Origin of the sequence: Microbacterium imperiale (assembly GCF_017876655.1) — a bacterium.
GTDB classification, from domain to species: domain Bacteria; phylum Actinomycetota; class Actinomycetes; order Actinomycetales; family Microbacteriaceae; genus Microbacterium; species Microbacterium imperiale.
This window is the reverse complement of record NZ_JAGIOK010000001.1, coordinates 1721012-1740896: the sequence shown is the minus strand read 5'-3', so window position 1 is coordinate 1740896 and position 19885 is coordinate 1721012. Positions and strand designations below refer to the sequence as shown.

The 19885-nt window shown below is 70.9% G+C and carries 17 protein-coding genes; 9 read left to right on the top strand and 8 right to left on the bottom strand.

Annotated elements, in window-relative coordinates; genetic code table 11:
* Window positions 1–6: 6 nt before the first annotated feature.
* Genes JOF37_RS08535 through JOF37_RS08525 form a run of 3 tightly spaced genes read right to left on the bottom strand, consistent with a single transcriptional unit; the run spans window position 7 to window position 1690 of the window.
* Window positions 7–786: a hypothetical protein gene (locus JOF37_RS08535; RefSeq protein ID WP_210006432.1), complete on the bottom strand. Its 780-nt coding sequence runs from the start codon at window positions 784–786 to the stop codon at window positions 7–9.
* 14 nt (window positions 787–800) lie between these two features.
* Entirely contained in the window at window positions 801–1031 is a 231-nt protein-coding gene (locus JOF37_RS08530; RefSeq protein WP_210006431.1) for a helix-turn-helix domain-containing protein, read from the bottom strand.
* The gene (locus JOF37_RS08525; RefSeq protein ID WP_210006430.1) at window positions 1028–1690 is read right to left on the bottom strand and encodes a hypothetical protein; all 663 of its coding nucleotides are present in this window, start codon (window positions 1688–1690) and stop codon (window positions 1028–1030) included. The genes JOF37_RS08530 and JOF37_RS08525 overlap by 4 nt, the downstream gene beginning before the upstream one ends.
* A 174-nt stretch (window positions 1691–1864) precedes the next feature.
* Here JOF37_RS08525 and JOF37_RS08520 point away from each other — a divergent pair, with 174 nt between their 5' ends.
* Entirely contained in the window at window positions 1865–4390 is a 2526-nt protein-coding gene (locus tag JOF37_RS08520; protein WP_210006429.1) for an ATP-dependent Clp protease ATP-binding subunit, read from the top strand.
* 91 nt (window positions 4391–4481) lie between these two features.
* Here the strand turns inward: JOF37_RS08520 and JOF37_RS08515 are convergent, their stop codons facing one another.
* Window positions 4482–6029, bottom strand: coding sequence for an amino acid permease (locus tag JOF37_RS08515; RefSeq protein WP_210006428.1), 1548 nt, complete (start codon window positions 6027–6029; stop codon window positions 4482–4484).
* A gap of 171 nt (window positions 6030–6200) precedes the next feature.
* Here JOF37_RS08515 and JOF37_RS08510 point away from each other — a divergent pair, with 171 nt between their 5' ends.
* The 5 genes from JOF37_RS08510 to JOF37_RS08490 are packed head-to-tail and all read left to right on the top strand — an operon-like array spanning window position 6201 to window position 11190.
* Window positions 6201–7556 carry a glutamine synthetase family protein gene (locus tag JOF37_RS08510; protein ID WP_210006427.1) on the top strand — a complete coding sequence of 452 codons (1356 nt, stop codon included), beginning with the start codon at window positions 6201–6203 and terminating at the stop codon, window positions 7554–7556.
* Window positions 7537–8304, top strand: coding sequence for a gamma-glutamyl-gamma-aminobutyrate hydrolase family protein (locus JOF37_RS08505; RefSeq protein WP_210006426.1), 768 nt, complete (start codon window positions 7537–7539; stop codon window positions 8302–8304). The genes JOF37_RS08510 and JOF37_RS08505 overlap by 20 nt, the downstream gene beginning before the upstream one ends.
* Complete coding sequence (locus tag JOF37_RS08500) at window positions 8301–9653, top strand: aldehyde dehydrogenase family protein (RefSeq protein WP_210006425.1); 1353 nt, start codon at window positions 8301–8303, stop codon at window positions 9651–9653. The genes JOF37_RS08505 and JOF37_RS08500 overlap by 4 nt, the downstream gene beginning before the upstream one ends.
* A 33-nt stretch (window positions 9654–9686) precedes the next feature.
* Window positions 9687–10460: a 3-oxoacyl-ACP reductase gene (locus JOF37_RS08495; protein ID WP_210006424.1), complete on the top strand. Its 774-nt coding sequence runs from the start codon at window positions 9687–9689 to the stop codon at window positions 10458–10460.
* A gap of 16 nt (window positions 10461–10476) precedes the next feature.
* Entirely contained in the window at window positions 10477–11190 is a 714-nt protein-coding gene (locus tag JOF37_RS08490; RefSeq protein WP_210006423.1) for a FadR/GntR family transcriptional regulator, read from the top strand.
* Between the two features lie 42 nt (window positions 11191–11232).
* Here the strand turns inward: JOF37_RS08490 and JOF37_RS08485 are convergent, their stop codons facing one another.
* The gene (locus tag JOF37_RS08485; RefSeq protein WP_210006422.1) at window positions 11233–12117 is read right to left on the bottom strand and encodes a transglutaminase family protein; all 885 of its coding nucleotides are present in this window, start codon (window positions 12115–12117) and stop codon (window positions 11233–11235) included.
* Complete coding sequence (locus tag JOF37_RS08480) at window positions 12114–14612, bottom strand: circularly permuted type 2 ATP-grasp protein (protein WP_271175110.1); 2499 nt, start codon at window positions 14610–14612, stop codon at window positions 12114–12116. The genes JOF37_RS08485 and JOF37_RS08480 overlap by 4 nt, the downstream gene beginning before the upstream one ends.
* Window positions 14613–14711: 99 nt before the next feature.
* Between JOF37_RS08480 and JOF37_RS08475 the strand changes: the two genes are divergently transcribed.
* The 3 genes from JOF37_RS08475 to JOF37_RS08465 all read left to right on the top strand — a co-directional run bounded on the left by JOF37_RS08475 (window position 14712) and on the right by JOF37_RS08465 (window position 16602).
* Window positions 14712–15224, top strand: a complete 513-nt coding sequence (locus JOF37_RS08475; RefSeq protein ID WP_210006420.1) for an amino-acid N-acetyltransferase — start codon at window positions 14712–14714, stop codon at window positions 15222–15224.
* 45 nt (window positions 15225–15269) lie between these two features.
* Entirely contained in the window at window positions 15270–15938 is a 669-nt protein-coding gene (locus JOF37_RS08470) for a hypothetical protein (protein WP_210006419.1), read from the top strand.
* 256 nt (window positions 15939–16194) lie between these two features.
* Window positions 16195–16602 (top strand): dehydrogenase, encoded by a 408-nt coding sequence (locus tag JOF37_RS08465; protein WP_210006418.1) that lies wholly within the window; start codon window positions 16195–16197, stop codon window positions 16600–16602.
* A gap of 770 nt (window positions 16603–17372) precedes the next feature.
* Here JOF37_RS08465 and radA read toward each other — a convergent pair.
* Window positions 17373–18740, bottom strand: a complete 1368-nt coding sequence (gene radA, locus JOF37_RS08460) for a DNA repair protein RadA (RefSeq protein WP_210006417.1) — start codon at window positions 18738–18740, stop codon at window positions 17373–17375.
* A gap of 173 nt (window positions 18741–18913) precedes the next feature.
* Window positions 18914–19870, bottom strand: a complete 957-nt coding sequence (locus JOF37_RS08455; protein WP_210006416.1) for an L-lactate dehydrogenase — start codon at window positions 19868–19870, stop codon at window positions 18914–18916.
* Between the last annotated feature and the right edge of the window lie 15 nt (window positions 19871–19885).

Below are 19885 nucleotides of genomic sequence, written 5' to 3'. Positions count from 1 at the left end.
CGCACATCAGGCGACGGTTCGGCCCCAGCCTCGCACGGAGTGAAGCATCGCCGTCTTTGGGTAGGTGCCGCGCGGCGCCCCGATCTCGAACAGGTCGATCAGGAGGAACAGCGGGTAGTCCGGCGCCTGCGGCACGCGCTGGACGATCTCGCCATTGCATCCGATGATCGTCTCGTCGTTGCCCCAGATCGCGGTCCACACGTGCGGGGTGCCGGCGTCGAACGGCAGGCTGACCTGCGTCATCCGAGTCGTCAGCCGCTCGTCGTGGTGCGCCTTGATGCCGGTACGCGCCGTCCATCCGTCGCCGCTTTCACGGGCGTCGATCTCGAAGATGCACACTTCGCCGCTCTCGCGCGGGTCGCGATGCTCCGTGCCGACGAGCCAGGCCGCCAGCATGCAGTCCGGATCGCGGCTGGCGCTGACTTCGATGTCGACGCGGCCCGCGGCCGGAGCCCAGAGCAGCTGCAGCGGCGTGGGAGTCTGCACGGTCAGCCCGTCGGGTCGATGGCGATGGGTGCCACGGGTCGAGCCGAGCGGCCCGCTGAACGAGCCCGTCTGCAGGTTCGATACCCGCAGCGGGGCGTCGGCGGTCCGCCAATCCGGTTGATCCGCGTCGATGTGCAGCACGAGCCCCTCGGATCGGCGGGAGTAGCGGGCCCGGGCTCGCTCGGGGGTGGTCCAGTGCGGCAGGTAGCTGTCGATCCACAGGCGGGGGTCGGGGCCGTCGGCGAAGCGATCCTCGATGTCGGGCGGCGTCGCCGGGGCGGCGGGAAGGGGGCCGAGCATGACGTGTCTCCGGTTCAGTCGGTGCGCACCAGCAGGTCGCCGATCTCGCAGTCGAGCGCGCGGCAGATCGCCGAGAGCGTCGAATAGCGGATGGCGCGGGCGCGATCGTTCTTGAGGATGGACAGGTTCACCACCGAGACGCCGACGATCTCCGACAGGCGGGTGAGCGTCATCCCGCGCTCGGTCAGCAGCTCGTCGAGGCGGCAGTGCACGCCGCTGGGCTCGATGTCGTCGGCGGGGGTCATACGAGCCCCTCGCTGTCGCGCTGCAGGCGCTCGCCGCGACCGGCCGCGACGGCCAGCAGCAGCAGGATGCCGCCGACGCCCGCGAGCAGCCAGTTCGTTCGGGCGAGCAGCTGGCGGGGCGAGCCGACGGGGTCGGGGACGACGTAGTCGGCGCCCGCGAGATCGGGGGAGTCGTACAGTGCCGACCGTGAGTCGAGCATGTTGACGCCGAGGTCGCCGAGGGCGACGACGGTCGCGTGCGAATCGATGACCGGCGCGAGCACCGCGACGGCGATGGCCAGCAGGCCGAGGACGGCGAGGCCGACGGTGGTGAAGCGGCCGAACATCGTGCCGCGCAGCATCCGCCGGGTCTGGACGAAGACGAACACGCACCCCGCGAGGATGAGCAGCCCCATGCCGGCGTTGGGAAGCCAGGCCAAGAAGCGGACCCACCCCGACGCGTCCTCGTCGATGACGGTGACCGTGCGATAGAAGGTCTCGAGATCGGCATCTCCGCCGATGCGGGGCTCGCGATCCTCCGGCGGCACGATGTTCACGGTGAACATGAGCGACTCCGTCGCCCGCAAGATCGTGAAGAGGATGCCGCCAGCGACGACGATCGCGCCGATCGCCACAGCGAGAACCTGGGTCGCCCGTCCGACCGCCCGCACGTTCGACATCCGCGCCTCCTCGTTTATCGATAGTCGTTGTTATCGAAAAACGATATGACGCGGATGCCGCCGGCGCAAGCCCGCGGTCGCTATGCCGACGGCGAACACGGGCATACCCGTATCCGCGCCTGGTTACTCTCTTTCGTAAGCGCCCGGAGTCCCGGCGCTCTAAGGAGGCTGACGATGTTCGAGAGATTCACGGATCGTGCCCGTCGCGTGGTCGTGCTCGCCCAAGAAGAGGCGAAGATGCTGAACCACAACTACATCGGGACCGAGCACATCCTCCTGGGTCTGATCCACGAGGGTGAAGGCGTCGCTGCCAAGGCCCTCGAGAGTCTGGGCATCTCGCTCGACGCCGTGCGCGAGCAGGTGCAGGACATCATCGGTCAGGGGCAGCAGCAGCCGACCGGTCACATCCCCTTCACGCCGCGCGCGAAGAAGGTGCTGGAGCTGTCGCTGCGCGAAGCGCTGCAGCTCGGCCACAACTACATCGGCACCGAGCACATCCTCCTCGGCCTCATCCGCGAGGGTGAGGGCGTGGCCGCTCAGGTGCTCGTCAAGCTCGGCGCCGACCTGAACAAGGTGCGCCAGCAGGTCATCCAGCTGCTCAGCGGGTACCAGGGCAAGGAGCCCGCCGGCGCGACCGTCGGTGCGGGCGAGCAGGCTCAGGCGCCTCAGGGCGGCTCGGCGGTGCTCGACCAGTTCGGCCGCAACCTCACGCAGGCAGCGCGCGACAACAAGCTCGACCCCGTCATCGGCCGCGAGAAGGAGATCGAGCGGGTCATGCAGATCCTCTCGCGCCGCTCGAAGAACAACCCCGTGCTGATCGGCGAGCCCGGCGTCGGCAAGACCGCCGTCGTCGAGGGCCTCGCGCAGGCCATCGTCAAGGGCGATGTGCCCGAGACGCTCAAGGACAAGCAGGTCTACTCGCTCGACCTCGGCTCGCTCATCGCCGGTTCCCGCTACCGCGGTGACTTCGAGGAGCGCCTGAAGAAGGTCACGAAGGAGATCCGCACGCGCGGCGACATCATCGTCTTCATCGACGAGATCCACTCGCTCGTGGGTGCCGGTGCGGCCGAGGGCGCGATCGACGCCGCGTCGATCCTCAAGCCGCTGCTCGCCCGCGGTGAGCTCCAGACGATCGGTGCCACGACCCTCGACGAGTACCGCAAGCACTTCGAGAAGGACGCCGCGCTCGAGCGCCGGTTCCAGCCGATCCAGGTCGGCGAGCCGAGCATCCCTCACGCGATCAACATCCTGAAGGGTCTGCGCGACCGGTACGAGGCGCACCACAAGGTGCAGATCACCGACGGCGCGATCGTCGCGGCGACCAACCTGGCCGACCGCTACATCAGCGACCGCTTCCTGCCCGACAAGGCCATCGACCTGATCGACGAAGCCGGCGCCCGCCTGCGTCTGTCGATCCTGTCGTCGCCGCCGGAGCTGCGCGAGTTCGACGAGAAGATCGCGAAGGTCCGCGAGGACAAGGAGCGCGCGAGCGAGGAGCAGGACTTCGAGAAGGCCGCCGCCCTGCGCGACGAGGAGAAGTCGCTGCTCGCGGAGCGTCTGCGTCTCGAGAAGCAGTGGCGCTCGGGCGACGTGGCCAGCCACGCCGTCGTCGACGAGGGCCTGATCGCCGAAGTGCTCGCCCAGGCCACCGGCATCCCGGTGTTCAAGCTCACGGAAGAGGAGACCAGCCGTCTCGTCTTCATGGAGAAGGCGCTGCACCAGCGGGTCATCGGTCAGGAAGAGGCGATCGCCGCGCTCTCGCGCACGATCCGTCGTCAGCGCGCGGGCCTCAAGGACCCCAAGCGTCCCTCCGGCTCGTTCATCTTCGCCGGCCCCACGGGTGTCGGAAAGACCGAGCTGGCCAAGGCGCTCGCCGAGTTCCTCTTCGACGACGAGGGTGCACTGATCTCCCTCGACATGTCGGAGTTCGGCGAGAAGCACACCGTCTCGCGTCTGTTCGGCGCCCCTCCTGGATTCGTCGGATTCGAAGAGGGCGGCCAGCTCACCGAGAAGGTGCGCCGCAAGCCGTTCTCGGTCGTGCTTTTCGACGAGATCGAGAAGGCCCACCCCGACATCTTCAACTCGCTGCTGCAGATCCTCGAAGAGGGTCGTCTGACCGACGGTCAGGGCCGCGTGGTCGACTTCAAGAACACCGTGATCATCATGACGACCAACCTCGGTTCGTCGGCGATCGCGGGTGGTCCGGTCGGCTTCCAGGTCGAGGGCAACGCGCAGACCAGCTACGAGCGGATGAAGGGCAAGGTCGACGAGGAGCTCAAGCGCCACTTCAAGCCCGAGTTCCTCAACCGCGTCGATGACGTCATCGTCTTCCCGCAGCTGAACAAGGACGAGCTGCGCCAGATCGTGGGCCTGTTCACGAAGCGCCTGAGCGACCGCCTGCTCGACCGCGACATGACGGTGGAGCTCTCGGATGCCGCGAAGGACCGCCTCATCGAGATCGGCTTCGACCCGGCGCTCGGCGCTCGTCCGCTGCGTCGGGCCATGCAGCGCGAGGTCGAGGACCAGCTGAGCGAGCGCATCCTGCACGGCGAGCTCAACAGCGGCGACCACGTGAAGGTCGACGCCGAGAACGGTCGGTTCGTGTTCGAGACCGCGCCCCGCGAGGACAAGGTCGCGATCGGTGTCGGAGCCGCGGGCGAGATCGCCGCGACCCCCGACATCACGGCCAGCGGGAGCTGACACCGAGCGATTACGAAGGGGCGGATGCTGAGGCATCCGCCCCTTCGTCGTGTGCGCGGGATGGTGGCGCGGGCGTGCTGACGGCCGCGGGTCAGCCGCGAGGTCCCTCGCCGAGTACCTCGGTCTTCAGCGACTCATAGCCCTCGCGCTGCGGGTCGCCGTGCAGCCCGCCCGAGATGGCGTACTCCTCTTCGGGCGAGAGGATCAGGCGCTTGCGACCGTAGAGCGCGAAACCGAGGAAGATCACCGCGTACACGACGATGATGGCGACGATCGCGAGGAAGAAGGTCGGATTGAGCAGCAGGCCGACGAAGACGATGGCCGCGATGGCCGCCGCCGAGTACGCGCCGAAGAGTCCCCACGGGCTCTTGTAGGGGCGCTGGGCGTTCGGGAACTTCCGCCGCAGGATGATGAACGAGACCATCTGCAGGAAGTACGCCAGGACCGCTCCCCACACCGCGATGTTCAGCACGATCGCACCGGCCGGGCTCGAATCGCCGCCGGCGGCCTGCACGATGACGAGGGCGAGGAAGCCGATGACGGCCCCGACGACGAGGGCGACCCAGGGCGTCTTGCTCTTGCCGGTCAGCGACAGCCAGCGCGGGTAGTACCCGGCGCGCGAGAGCGAGTACATGTTGCGGCCGTAGGCGAACATGATGCCCATGAGCGAGGCGAGCAGCCCGATGAGCGCGAGGAGGGCGAGGATGGCCGCCGCCTGAGGGGGCAGGAAGGCCTTGAAGCCGTCGAGCAGCGGTTCGACCGACGTACCGGTCGCCTCGGCCCCGAGCACGCCCGTGTTGAGGAACAGCACGATGAGGCCGGTGACGATGAGGGTGCCGCGAGCCCAGAGACCGGCGCGCGGGATGTCGCGGGCGGGATTGTGCGACTCCTCCGCGGCGAGCGGCAGCTCCTCGATGCCGAGGAAGAACCACATCGCGAACGGCAATGCGAACAGGACGGCGCCGATGCCCTCGGGCAGGAAAGCGGATGAGCCGACGGCATCCGGGTTGGGGGGCATGTTCCACAGCGAGCTCCAGTCGAACGCGCCCGAGGCGAGCGACATGACCCCGAAGACCACGATGATCCCGATGGAGATGACCGACACGACGATCGCGAAGCCGAACGAGATCGCGGCGCCGGCGGCGTTCAGGCCGATGAAGAGGGCGTAGAGGATGACCCACCACACCCACCCCGGCAGGCTGACCCCCGTCAGCAGCTCGAGCGCCTGGTCGGCGTACGAGCCCGAGAAGTAGACGACGACCGCCGTGGTCGCGACGTACTCGATCGTCTCGGCGAGTCCCGTCGCCAGGCCGCCCCAGGGTCCCATGGCCGATCGCGAGAACGAGTACGCACCGCCGGTGTGCGGCATGGCCGCCGCCATCTCGCCGATCGAGAACGTCAGGCCGTAGTACATCAGCACGAGCACGGCGAAAGCGATGAGCATGCCGCCGAAGCCGGCGAAGTCGATGCCGAAGTTCCAGCCCGAGAAGTCGCCCGAGATCACCGCCGCGACGGCGAGCCCCCAGAGTCCCCAGACACCGGCGGAGCGCTTGAGGGTGCGCTTTTCGAAGTAGCCGTCGCCGGCTCGGGTGTACGTGGCGCCGCCGACCTTCTGGGCGGCACTGGTGGAATCGGACATGCGACCTCCGTGGCGTCGGGTGGGCGGCCGCGGGGGTCGCCTCGGGTGGGCGCTCGCCTGCGCCTTGGGCAGAAGTGTGGAGCCTATTGGTATGGCGTGTCTACCTTTGGCGTGTAAGTTCTGCGTTACGACTCCGCACCGGGCGGGCGTCGCGATCGGGAAGGACGACGGATGCCGGGCACCCTGACAGCGGCGGAACTCGATGCCGCCATCGACTCCGGCGAGATCGACACGGTCATCGTCGCCTTCCCCGACGCGCAGGGTCGCCTCGTCGGAAAGCGCGTCTCGGGGCGCTTCTGGCAGGACACGGTGCTGCCCCACGGCGCCGAGGCGTGCAACTACCTGCTCTCGGTCGACGTCGACGTGAACACCGTCGAGGGCTACACGATGTCGAGCTGGGAGAAGGGATACGGCGACATGACGCTCGTCCCCGACCTCGACACCCTGCGCCGCATCCCCTGGCAGCCGGGCACGGCTCTCGCGATGGCCGACCTCGGCTGGGAGGGCGGGGATGCCGTCGCGCAGTCACCCCGCAGCATCTTGAGCGCCCAGCGCGCTCGGCTCGCCGAACGGGGCCTGACCGCCTTCGCCGGCACCGAGCTCGAGTTCATCGTGTTCGACGACGGATTCCGCGAAGCGTGGGCCAAGCGCTACCAGGGCCTGCGCGCCTCGACCGACTACAACGTCGACTACAACCTCCTCGCCACCACGCGCCTCGAGCCGCTCCTGCGCGACATCCGGCTCGGGATGGACGGCGCCGGCATGTACTGCGAAGGCGTCAAGGGCGAGTGCAACGACGGCCAGCAGGAGATCTCGTTCCGCTACGCCGAGGTGCTCGAGACGGCCGACAACCACACGATCTACAAGAACGGCGCGAAGGAGATCGCCGACCGGCACGGCAAGTCGCTGACCTTCATGGCGAAGTTCGATCAGCGCGAGGGCAACAGCTGCCATATCCACCTCTCGGTGCGGGGCGCCGACGGCGAGGCGGTGATGGCGGGAGAGGGCGATCACGGGTTCAGCCCGCTCATGGGCCACTGGATCGCCGGCATCCTCGCCACTCTGCGGGAGTTCACGCTGCTGTACGCCCCGACGATCAACTCCTACAAGCGCTACGCCAAGGGATCGTTCGCCCCGACGGGGGTGGCCTGGGGCGTCGACAATCGCACGTGCGCGCTGCGGGTCGTCGGCCACGGCGCCTCGCTGCGAGTCGAGAACCGGGTGCCCGGGGGCGACGTCAACCCGTACCTCGCGATCGCCGCGATCATCGCGGGCGGACTGCACGGGATCGAGAACGAGCTGCCGCTGCCGGCTCCGCTCACGGGCAACGCCTACGATTCCGACGTCGCCCATCTGCCCACGACGCTCCGCGAGGCCGCTGCCCTCTTCGAGCGGTCGGACGTCGCGCGGGCGGCGTTCGGCGACGACGTGGTGGCCCACTACCTGAACCAGGCGCGCATCGAGGTCGAGGCCTACGACGCCGCCGTCACCGACTGGGAGCGCATCCGTGGCTTCGAACGACTCTGACCCCCGCCCGGTCATCGGCCTCACGACCTATCTCGAGCGCGCGAAGCAGGGGGTCTGGGACGTGCGGGCGAGCTTCCTGCCCCAGCAGTACTTCGACTCGGTCACCGCGTCGGGCGGCGTCGCGGTGCTCCTGCCGCCCCAGCCCTCACCCGAAGCGGCCGCCGCGGCGGTGCTCGACGGCCTGGACGGGCTCGTGCTCACCGGCGGGCTCGACGTGCAGCCCGAGCTCTACGGCGCCCCGCGGCACCCGCTGACCGACCCCGCGCGTCCCGACCGCGACGACTGGGAGCTCGCACTCCTGCGGGGCGCCCGGCGGCGCGGCATCCCCGTCTTCGGCATCTGTCGGGGCCTGCAGCTCATCAACGTCGCCGCCGGCGGCACCCTGCATCAGCACCTGCCCGATGCGCTCGGCACGGACCGGTTCCGCATCGGCGGCGGGGTGTTCGCCGACAACGTGGTGCTCGTGGACGACGGCACGCGCCTGGCGGGGCTCGTCGGTGCGGGGGAGCTGTCGGTGAAGAGCTACCACCACCAGGGCGTCGACCGCCTCGGCGACGGCCTCGTGGTGACCGCGCGCACGGACGACGGCCTCGTCCAGGCGGTCGAGGCGCCCGGCGAGGACTACCTCGTCGCGGTGCAGTGGCATCCCGAAGAGAACTCCGAGGACCGGCGGCTCTTCCTCGGGCTCGTCGCGGCGGCTGCCGAGCATGCGGCCCGGCGATCCGAGCACGCGGCGGTGCCGGCATGAGCGTGCACACCCTGGTCGATCCCTCGACGGGCGTCGCGTTCGCCGAGGTGCCGAGCGCCTCGACCGACGAGACGGATGCCGCCATCGCACGAGCCGTCGTCGCCCAGCGCGCCTGGGCCGCCGACTCGCCGTTCGCGCGAGCGTCGGTCCTCCGCCGGTTCGCCGCGGTCGTGCGTGACCACGTGGACGAGCTCGCGCGCCTCGAGGTGCGCGAAGCGGGGCATCCGATCGCCTCGGCCGAGTGGGAGGCCGAGCACGTCGCGCAAGTGCTCGACTACTACGCCGGAGCCCCGGAGCGCCTCAGCGGTCGGCAGATCCCGGTCGCGGGCGGGCTCGACGTGACCTTCCTCGAGCCGTACGGCGTGGTGGGGATCATCGTGCCCTGGAACTTCCCGATGACGATCGCGTCATGGGGGTTCGCTCCCGCGCTCGCCGCCGGCAACGCTGTCGTGCTCAAACCCGCCGAGCTCACACCGCTGACGGCCATCCGATTGGCGGAGCTGGCCCTTGAGGCGGGGATTCCCGAAGGCCTGTTCACCGTCATCCCCGGTGCCGGACCCGTCGTCGGTCAGCGCTTCGTGTCGCATCCCGACGTGCGGAAGGTCGTCTTCACCGGGTCGACGCGGGTCGGCACCGAGGTCGCGGCCGGATGCGCACGCGCGCTCAAGCCGGTCACCCTCGAGCTCGGCGGCAAGAGCGCGAACATCGTCTTCGCCGACGCCGACCTCGAACGAGCCGCCGAGGCGGCTCCCGGGGCCGTCTTCGACAACGCCGGCCAGGACTGCTGCGCGCGCAGCCGCATCCTCGTGCAGCGCTCGGTCTACGACCGCTTCCTCGAACTGCTCGAGCCGGCCGTCGGGAACTGGGTCGTCGGTGATCCGAACGACCGGGCGACGCAGATGGGGCCGCTCATCTCGGCCGGTCATCGCGACCGCGTCGCCGGGTTCCTCGACGGCGCCGACGTGGCGTTCCGCGGGTCGGCCCCCGACGGCGGCGGATTCTGGTTCGCCCCGACGGTCGTCCTGGCATCGCCGCGAGACCGCATCGCGCAGGAGGAGATCTTCGGTCCGGTCGTGGCGGTGCTGCCCTTCGACGACGAGGCCGACGCCATCCGACTCGCGAACGACACCATCTACGGGCTGGCCGGCTCCATCTGGACCGAGAACCTCGCCCGGGCCGTCCGCGTCTCGCGCGGAGTCCGCAGCGGCGTGCTCTCGGTCAACTCGCACTCCTCCGTGCGGTACGCCACACCGTTCGGAGGCATGAAGGCCTCGGGGCTCGGCCGCGAGCTCGGACCGGATGCCGCTGAGCAGTTCACCCAGACGAAGAACGTCTTCTTCGCGAGCTGATCGACCTTCACCGCAACACCGAAAGGAACCCGAATGGACCTCACCGCACGCCTGCGCGACCGCGTCGCCATCGTCACCGGCGGCGCGAGCGGTATCGGCTTGGCCACCGCCCGCCGATTCGCTGCGGAGGGCGCGCGCGTCGTCGTCGCCGACCTCGACCCGGAGTCGGGGCGGCGCGCGGCCGACGAGGTGGGGGGCGTCTTCCGCCAGGTCGACGTCGCCGACGAGGCGTCGGTGAACGCGCTCTTCGACGGCGCCGCCGCCGACCTCGGCTCGATCGACATCGCTTTCAACAACGCCGGGATCTCTCCCGCCGACGACGACTCGATCGAGACGACCGAGCTGCCCGCCTGGGATCGCGTGCAGGACGTCAATCTCAAGAGCGTCTACCTCTGCTCTCGCGCAGCGCTGCGCCACATGGTGCCGGCGGGCCGCGGATCGATCATCAACACCGCATCCTTCGTCGCGCTGCTCGGCTCGGCGACCTCGCAGATCTCTTACACCGCCTCGAAGGGCGGGGTGCTCGCACTCACCCGCGAACTCGGCGTGCAGTTCGCGCGCCAGGGCATCCGGGTCAATGCCCTGTGTCCCGGGCCGGTGAACACCCCGCTCCTGCGGGAGCTGTTCGCGAAGGACCCCGAGCGGGCGCAGCGGCGCCTGGTGCACGTGCCGATGGGTCGCTTCGCCGAGCCCGAGGAGCTCGCCGCATCCGTCGCTTTCCTCGCCTCGGACGACGCATCCTTCATCACCGCGACGGCCTTCGTCGTCGACGGCGGAATCACCAACGCCTACGTCACGCCGCTCTGACCGTAGGGTCGGAGGGATGACTGCACACGTCCCGCCCGATGTGCGCCGCACGGTGTACCGCCCGGTGCGCGGCGGCAACGCGCTCGAAGACACCGTCGCCCGCATCGTGCAGACCGTCAGGCTCGGCGTCGTCGCGCCCGGGGAGTCGCTGCCGTCCGAGCGTGATCTCGCCGCCCGGTACGAGGTCAGCCGCGACACCGTGCGGCAGGCGATCGGCGAACTCGCCGACGCCGGCTATCTCGAACGTCGTCGCGGCCGCTACGGCGGCACGTTCGTCGCCGATCCGGTGCCCGCGCCGGCGCGCCTGGAGCTGACCGCCGCCGAGCTGGACGACGTGCTGGGGCTGCGCCGTGTGCTCGAGGCCGGGGCCGCGCGCGCCGTCGCGTCGCGGCAGCTGACGGAGGCCGAGCGTGCCGAGCTGCGGGCGCGACACGCCGCCGTGCATGCGGCGCCCGAGGCCGAGTACCGCCGCCGGGACACGCTGCTCCACCTCGCGATTGCCGAGCTCGCCGGCATCCCCTCGCTGCTCGCGCTTCTCACCGAGAACCGGGCGCGCGTCAACGCGTGGCTCGACGCCTTCCCGCTGCTCGCGCGCTCGATCGAGCACTCCGACATCCAGCACGACCGCATCGTCGCGGCCATCCTCGCCGGCCGTCCCGAGGCGGCGGAGACCGCCGTGCTCGAACACCTCGCCGGCTCCGAGGCTCTGCTGCGCGGCTTCCTCGCCTGATTCCAGCCTTCAGCCTTCAGCATTCGGGCGTCGCGCGGAGCCTCAGTCCTCGAGCGGGGCGACGTCGACCGAGACGCGCAGGGTCGAGGTCTTCGCCTCGGTGAAGATGATGCCCTTCACGGGAGAGACGTCGCCGTAGTCGCGTCCCCATGCGACCGTCACGTAGCGGTCGTCGGCCCAGTGGTCGTTGGTCGGGTCGATCGCGAGCCATTGATCGGTGACCGGCAGCCAGACGGCCAGCCAGGCGTGCGACGCGTCGGCGCCGAACACGCGCTCCTTGCCGGGCGGCGGCTGCGTCGCGAGGTACCCCGACACGTACCGGGCCGCGACGCCGTGCGAGCGCAGGCACGCGAGGGCGACGTGCGCGAAGTCCTGGCATACGCCCGCGCGCTTCTCGAGGGCGTCGCCGACGGTGCTCGTGACCGTCGTGGCGGTGCTGTCGTAGTCGAAGTCGGCGTGGATGCGGCGCATCAGGTCGGTCGCGGCCTCGCCGACCGGACGCCCCGGCGTCAGCGACACCGCTCCGTAGGCGGCGGTCGCCTCGGACTGCGCCGCCCGCGGCGACGGCATCGCGAACTCCGTGGCGCGCCACGCCCCCTCCTGGTCGGGATGCTGCAGCGGGCGGGCAAGCTCCCACGGCTGCGCGAGCGCATCCTCGTCGTACGCCGGGGTCGTCACGGTGACGTCGCTCGACGACTCGATCGACAGCGCCTCATGCGGGTCGGTGACATGGAAGTACGTCGACCAGTTGCCGAAGTAGTCGAACTCACGACGGATGTCGCCCGGGGCGGGCGTCACGACGACGGCGGCATCCTGCACCTGCTGCCACGGCAGTGCGCGGGGCGTCAGATGGAACTGTCCGACGCTGTCTTCGACGGGCGCACTGTAGGTGTAGGCGGTGCGGTGCCACACCCGGTACCGCTTCATGCTCGGGCCTCCATCAGCTCTTCGATGAGGGCGAGCGACGACAGCGGTACGGGCGGCGGGCCGCTCTCGAAGTGCAGCTCGTCGATCGCGTCGCCCAGCTGCTCGAGCTGCGCCGTCAGTTCGCGCAGGACGTCGGCGAGGGCGGAACGGATGCCGTCGTCGGCGACGGTCAGTGCGTCGGTGTCGATCGCCGACGTGAAGGCCTCGAGGTCTTCGACCAGGCGCTCCGGTCGCGTCGACCCGGTCGATGCGGGGGCGGCCGCGAGGTGCGTGCGGAGGGACGCGAGCGCGAAGGCGAGGGAGCGGGGGTTGTCGGGATCGCGCAGCAGCAGGTCGAGCACGTCGGCCAGGCGGACGGCGCCGCGGTGGCGACGGCGGTGGGTCACGATGCTCTCGGATACTGCGAGCACCGCTTCGAGCACGGCGCGGTCGGTGCGCGCCTCGCGGCGCTCGACGGTCACCTGCAGCAGATGGCACACCTGCAGCGCCCGCTCGAGGAACCGGCCCGTCTCGAGCAGGTGCCAGCCGGCGTCGCGCATCATGTTCGCGGTGACGCCCTGCAGCGAGAGCACGACGGTGAGCATGCGGCCGGCCGACTCCGCGGTGCGGTGGGGGTGCGGCGACGCGCGCAGCGCCCGCGACGCGCGCTCGATGCCGGCGAAGACCCGCCACGTGTCGCCGGAGAGCTGGTCGCGCACGCCCTCGAGGGCATCGCGCAGTCGCGCCAGCGCGTGGGCGGTCGATCCGATGCGGCCGGCGTCGAGGAGCAGCGACCGGAAGTCGGCGTCGGCGTCGGCCGGTCGGGCCGTGCCGGCGCCGGCGAGACGGTGGATCGCGTCGCGCAGCACGCGGGCGCTCGTCGGCGTCACGCGGCCCGTGCCGGCGAGGTCGAGCTGCTGCTGTGCGGTGATCACGAGACGCAGCGAGTCCTCGGCCCGCTCCGCGTAGCGCCCCGACCAGAACATGTCCTCGAGCGCGCGCGGGGCGACGCTCGGCGCGCTGCGACCGCCCGGCAGCGGAGCGATCTCGGTCAGGCCCTGGTCGGCATCGCCCTCGGCGGCCTTGAGGATCCAGACGTCCTTCGTGGTGGGTGCGGCATCCGGGTTCTCGCGCACCGTCGCGAGCCCCCCGAGCAGGGGCCGATACGTCGAGCCGTGCCGCAGGGTGAAGGCGCGGAGGACGAGCGGTCGAGCGCGAGCGGCGTCGCCCGTCCACACCGGAGCCTGCGACAGGGGCAGCAGCTCCTGGCCGACATAACGGTGCGGGGCGGCGGCGATGCGGTCGGCGACGGCCGCGGCATCCATCCCGGTCAGGTCGCGACGCGAGCCGTCGATCGTGCGCACGACGAAGCCCGGGTCTCGTGCCTGCAGGCGCGCGAGGACGGTGTCACGCCCCCGCGGATCGCCGCACCACCAGGTCGGAACCCCGGGCAGGCGCAGCTGCTCGCCGAGCAGGGCCTCGCACGCGGCCGGAAGGAACGGCAGCAGCGCGGGGTTCTCGAGCACGCCGGCGCCGAGGCCGTTGACGATGCGCACGGCGCCGCGCCGCACCGCCTCGGTGAGGCCGGCGACACCCAGACGCGAGTCGGAGCGCAGCTCGAGCGGGTCGCACCACTCGGCGTCGACCCGGCGCAGGATGACGTCGACCTGCTCCGTCGGCTCGCGGTGGGGCCAGCCCGTCGGCTTCATCCACACGCGGCCGCCGCGCACGACGAGGTCGCTGCCCTGGACCAGCGGCAGGCCCAGACCGCGCGCAAGGAAGGCCTGGTCGAACGCGGTCTCGGAGTGCGGGCCCGGCGTCAGCACGACGACGCGCGGCTCGTCGACACCGTCGGGTGCCGAGCCGACGAGCGCGGCGTGCAGCGCCGAGAAGTACGGCTCCATCCGGTGCGGATCGCTCTGCTGGTACAGGTCGGGCAACACCTGCGAGATGACCCGGCGGTTCTCCATCGCGAAGCCCAGGCCCGAGGGCGCCTGCACGCGATCGGCGAGGACGCGCCACTCGCCGTCGCCGTCGCGGCCGAGGTCGGTTCCCGACAGCAGCAGCGGATGCCGCTCGGCGCCGGCGTCCCGGGCGACCGGACGCAGGAACCCCGCGTGGCCCAGCACCGCCGCGGCGGGAACGACGCCCGACGACAGCAGGGTCTGCGGACCGTAGAGGTCGGCGAGCACTGCGTTGAGCAGCTCCGCGCGCTGCGCGAGCCCGCCCTCCAGCCGGGCCCAAGCGGCGGCGTCGACCACGAGCGGAACCGGATCGAGCTGCCACGGCGCGGCGCCGGCGTCGGGACGCATGTAGGTCACGCCGTCATCGGCGAGGAAGCGCGTGATCTCGCCCTCGACCCGGCCGAGCTCGGCGGGAGTCAGCGCGAGCGCGAGACCGGCCAGCGACTGCCACGCCGGGCGCAGCCCGCCCTCGGGATCGACCACCTCGTCGTAGCGCTCGGGCTCGCCCAGACCGGCCGGAAGCGACGCCAAGGGCAGTGTCGGCTGGGACACTGCGGCTGCGTAGTCGCGGAGCACGCTCACGTCGGCACTCCCCGTGCGGGTGGGATCTCGGGCTGAAGCAACCCTACCGGCGCGGACTATCGTTGACGCGTGAGTTCCCCCGCCGCCGAGTTCGTCGTCCGCCCCGCACGGGCCAGCGACGTCCGCGGCATCCGCGAGATGCTCGAGCCGTGGGTCCAGCGCCGGATCCTGCTCGGCAAAGACCTCGTCGTGCTGTTCGAGTCGGTGCAGGAGTTCGTCGTCGCCGAGGCGGACGGTCAGCTCATCGGATGCGGCGCCCTCCACGTCATGTGGGAGGACCTCGGCGAGGTGCGCACCCTCATCGTGACCGACGCCTGGCTGCACCGCGGCGTGGGCGGAGCGATCGTCGACCGGCTCGAAGAGGGCGCCCGGGCGCTCGGGCTCTCGCGCCTGTTCTGCCTGACATTCGAGGTGGACTTCTTCGCCCGCCGCGGCTTCGAGGTCATCGGAGAGCAGGTCGTCGACGCCGATGTGTACTCGCAGCTGCTGCGCAGCCCCGACGAGGGCATCGCCGAGTTCCTCGACCTCGCCCACGTCAAGCCGAACACCCTGGGCAACACCCGCATGCTCAAGCACCTGTAGGCGTGCCGCCCGAGCCGCGCCGAGCCGTCCGCCTACCCTGAAGTCATGACCGACACGCCGCCCCGACGCCGTCACTCGCCCGCGGTCTACCGCCGGCGACGCCTGGCCGTGCTGCTCGTCGTGCTGCTGATCGTCGCCGCGATCGTGCTCGCCGTGTGGCGACCGTGGGAAGGCGCTGCCGCGCAGGGCGGCCCGACCCCGGCCGCGACGACGGATGCCGCGTCGGCGCCCGCGTCGCCGACGGCATCGCCGTCTGCCGAAGCGGCCGAGCCCGCGGCATCCGACGCCCCGCCCGCGGATGAGGACGCGGAGGTCGAGCCCTGCTCGGCGCAGTCGGTGCAGGTGTCGGCGGTGACCGACAAGGATGCCTATGGCGCGGGGGAGCTGCCGCAGCTGTCGATCTCGCTGACGAACTCGGGCGACGCGCCGTGCCTGCTCAACGTCGGCACCGCGACGCAGAAGCTGACCGTGTCGAGCGGCCCCGACGTGTGGTGGCGCTCGACCGACTGCCAGAGCGAGTCGAGCGACCAGGTGGTGCAGATCGATCCGGGGCAGACGGTGTCGAGCGTGACGCCGATCACGTGGGATCGCACCCGTTCCTCCGTCGAGAGCTGCGGAAGCGACCGCCCCGCCGCGCCCGCCGGGTACTTCAACCTCGCGGTCGAGATCGGCGGCCTCGCGGCCCAGCAGGACCGTCAGTTCGTGCTGCGCTGAGCGCCGACTGCCGCGTGAGACTTTTCTCACCCGAAACCGCGAGACAGGCCCGGATGCCGCCCGTACGCTGGGATCAGCTCCCAGAGTTCCACCGCTGTCCCCCAGCAGCGGTTGTCGTGAAACCCCCCAGTGCCGCGACGACGGATCCCCACCTCGGGTGAGCGATGGGCCCTCTCGATCTCTCCAGTCCCCAATGGAGAGTCCGAGAGGGCCCCTTCTCGTTCAGGCTGCGCTCGCCGTCTTCTAGGCTGAGGTGATGGCTGGAAAGAAGCGCGGCGCGAAGAACCCCCTGCCCGAGTTCCGCAACCCGCAACTGGCCGACGCCCTGCAGACGCAGGACATGGCCGCCCTCGCCTTCGCGCTACGCCACGGCCCCACCGTCGTGCCGCTCATGCGTCCCGGAAACCGTGACGATCCGCGCGACGTCGGCGAGATCTGGACCTACCGCGACCCCAACACCGGCGACGTCGCGCTGCTGCTCTTCAGCGATGCCGCGCACAAGCCCGAGGCCCTGCCCGCGCACGTCGCGCTGCAGTCACCGGCCGGCCTGCGCGCCTTCCTCGGCGCCCACGAAGCCGTGATCACGACGGTCTTCTTCGACATCGCCGGCCCGCACCCGATGCAGGCCGCACCCGCCGACCTGATCGCCGCGCTCGACGCCTGACCCCCCCGACCGCGATGCGGCGGGGGCCTCGCGCGCGAGGGGGCTGGAGCTGCCAGGTGGGCCTCGCCGCGTGGGCGGGCTCGGGTTGGGTCGGTAGTTCGCGCCGGTACCTCGGGGCGCGAGGGGCTTGAGTTGCCAGGTGAGCCGCGCCGCGTGCGTGGACTTGGCGGGGGTTGGCAGTTCGCGCCGCTACCTGGGGTGCGAGGGGGCTCGACCTGCCAGGTGAGCCCCGCCGCGCGCGTGGGCCCGAGTCGGGCTGGGTTGGGACTTGGGTTGGTAATTCGCGCCAGTACCTCGTGCGCGAGGGGGCTCGAGCTGTCAGGTGAGCCGCGCCGTGTGCGTGGGCTCGGGTTGGGTTGGCAGTTCGCGCCGCTACCTCGTGCGCGAGGGGGCTTGAGCTGCCAGGTGAGGGATGCCGCGCGGGCGGGCTCGGGTTGGCTTGAAACCTCGCGCCCCCACCTCGCGCGCGAGGGGGCTGGAGCTGCCAGGTGAGGGATGCCGCGTGGGCGGGCTCGGGTCGAGTGGACAGTTCGCGCCGCTACCCCGCGCGCGAAGAGGCTGGAGTTGTCAGGTGAGGCGCCACCACGTGGGCGGGCCCTGGTTGGCTTGGCAGTTCGCGCCGGTACTTCGCGCGCGAAGGGGCTTGAGCTGCCAGATGAGGCGCCACCGCGTTGGTGGGCCCTGGTTGGCTTGGCAGTTCGCGCCGGTACTTCGCGCGCGAGCGGGCTGAAGCTGCCAGGTGAGACCCTGCCGCGTGCGTCGGCCCGGGGTCAGAAGTCGGGGGCGTCCTCGGTGGATGCCGCGGGCTGACGCACCTGCAGATCGCGCATGGCCCCGCCGATGGTCCGGGACGACGCGTCGACCACCGCGCGATACCCCATGCGCTTCGCCTCGGATTGACGCTGCGCCGACTGGGTCACGGGACGGATCTCGCCCGCGAGGCTGAGCTCTCCGAAGGCGGCGACCTGTCGCGAGACCGCCCTGCCGCCCACGGCGCCGGCGATGGCGATCGCGATGGCGAGGTCGGCGGCCGGTTCGACCAGCCGCACGCCGCCCACCGTCGAGACGTACACGTCCTGGTCGCTCGTGACCGCGACACCGCGCTTCTCGAGCACCGCGAGGATCATCGCGACGCGGGCGCTGTCGACGCCGCTGACGACCCGCCGGGGGTTGGGGGCGCCGGTCTTCAGCGTCAGCGCCTGCACTTCGACCGGCAGCGCGCGGCGCCCCTCGAGAGCGATCGTCACGCAGGTGCCGGGCACGGGGTCGCCATGACCGAGGAAGAGGGCGCTCGGATCGGGGACCTCAGCGATGCCGTCTCCGGCCATGTCGAAGCAGCCGACCTCGTCCGTCGGTCCGAAGCGGTTCTTGAGGGCTCGCACGAAACGCAGGGATGTCTGCCGGTCGCCCTCGAACTGGCACACGACGTCCACGAGATGCTCGAGCACGCGCGGACCGGCGATCGAGCCGTCTTTCGTGACGTGTCCGACGATGAGTACGGGGAGGTTGCGCTCCTTCGCGACGCGGATGAGGGTCGAGGCGACCTCGCGCACCTGGCTCGGGTGCCCGGCGACACCGTCCGACAGCGCGGACGACACCGTCTGGACGGAGTCGACGATCAGCAGCTCGGGCTGCACGTCGTCGATGTGGCCCAGGACCGTGGCGAGGTCGGTCTCGCTCGCGAGGTACAGCGCGTCGTGCAGTGCTCCGGTGCGCTCCGCGCGCAGACGGACCTGCCCCAGCGACTCCTCCGCGCTGACGTAGAGCACGCGCCGCCCCGATCGGGCGGACTGCGCCGCGACCTCGAGCAGCAACGTCGATTTGCCGACGCCGGGCTCTCCCGACAGCAGGATCGCCGCGCCCGGCACCACGCCGCCACCGAGCACGCGGTCGAACTCTCCGACACCGCTCGAGCGACGCGGTGCCTCGCTCGTGTCGATCTCGGTGATGGGGCGGGCCGCCCGCGCGGCGCCGGGGCTGACCGCCGTCACACTCGTCGTGATGCCGGTCTGCGTCGCCGCCTCGACGACCGTGCCCCACTGCTGGCACTCGCCGCACCGGCCGACCCACTTCGCGGTCGTCCAGCCGCACTCGGTGCAACGGAAGGCCGTGGTGGGGGAGGGGCGACGGGAAGCCATGCGTCCAGGTTAGGTCGGCCCACCGACATCCCTGCGCCGCGTCCGGTCTCGCGTCAGGACGGCCGATACAGCCGTCGGGCCGGTGGTGCCGGTGCCGTTCCCGTCGCAACGGGAGTTCGCACCAGCACCACCGGCCCGACGCGTGTATCAGGAGCCGGCCGCGCCGCCCGGGATCAGGGGCGCAGGGATGCCGCGACCTCGCTCAACGCGCTCGCGGAGTGCTGGAACAGCTCGAGCTCGCGCTCGGAGAACTCGATCTCGCGCACGGGGAAGGCGCCGCGGCGGTTGACGACCGACGGGACCGACAGGGCCATGCCGTCGACACCGTGGAAGTCGCGCAGCACGGTCGAGACCGGGAGGACGGCATCCTCGTCGCGGAGGATCGCCTCGACGATGCGCGCGCTCGACAGGCCGATCGCGTAGTTCGTGGCGCCCTTGCCCTGGATGACCTTGTAGGCGGCGTCGCGGACGTCGACGGCGATCTGGTCGAGCTCCTCGGCGGTGAACTTGGGCTGGCCGTCGAGGGGCACCCAATCGAGGATCGGAACGGTGCCGATCGTCGCGTGCGACCACAGCGGGAACTCGGTGTCGCCGTGCTCGCCGACGATGTAGGCGTGGACGCTCGAGATCGAGACGCCGGCGCGACGGGCGATCTTCCAGCGCAGGCGCGACGTGTCGAGCACCGTGCCCGACGCGAAGATGCGCTCGGACGGCAGGCCCGTCGCCTCCTGCGCGAGCACCGTGAGGACGTCGCAGGGGTTCGTGACGATGACGTAGGTGGCGTCGGGCGCGACCTCGAGCAGCTGCGGCATCATCGAGGCGATGATGTTGGCGTTCACGCCGGCGAGCTCGATGCGGGTCTGGCCCGGCTTCTGCTTCGCGCCGGCCGTGATCACCACGACGTGCGAGCCCTCGGCGACGGAGATGTCGGAGCCGCCGATGATGTCGCTCGAACCGGTGAACTGCGCACCGTGCGCGAGGTCGAGGACCTCGGCTTCGGCCTTCTCGGTGGCGATGTCGTAGAGGGCCACGTGGCGGGCCGAACCACGGATCAGGGACGCGTAGGCGACGCTGGATCCCACGGCGCCCGCGCCGACGACGGTGAGTTTGGAGTTCTCGATCGCGCTCATGCTGACAGTCTGGCA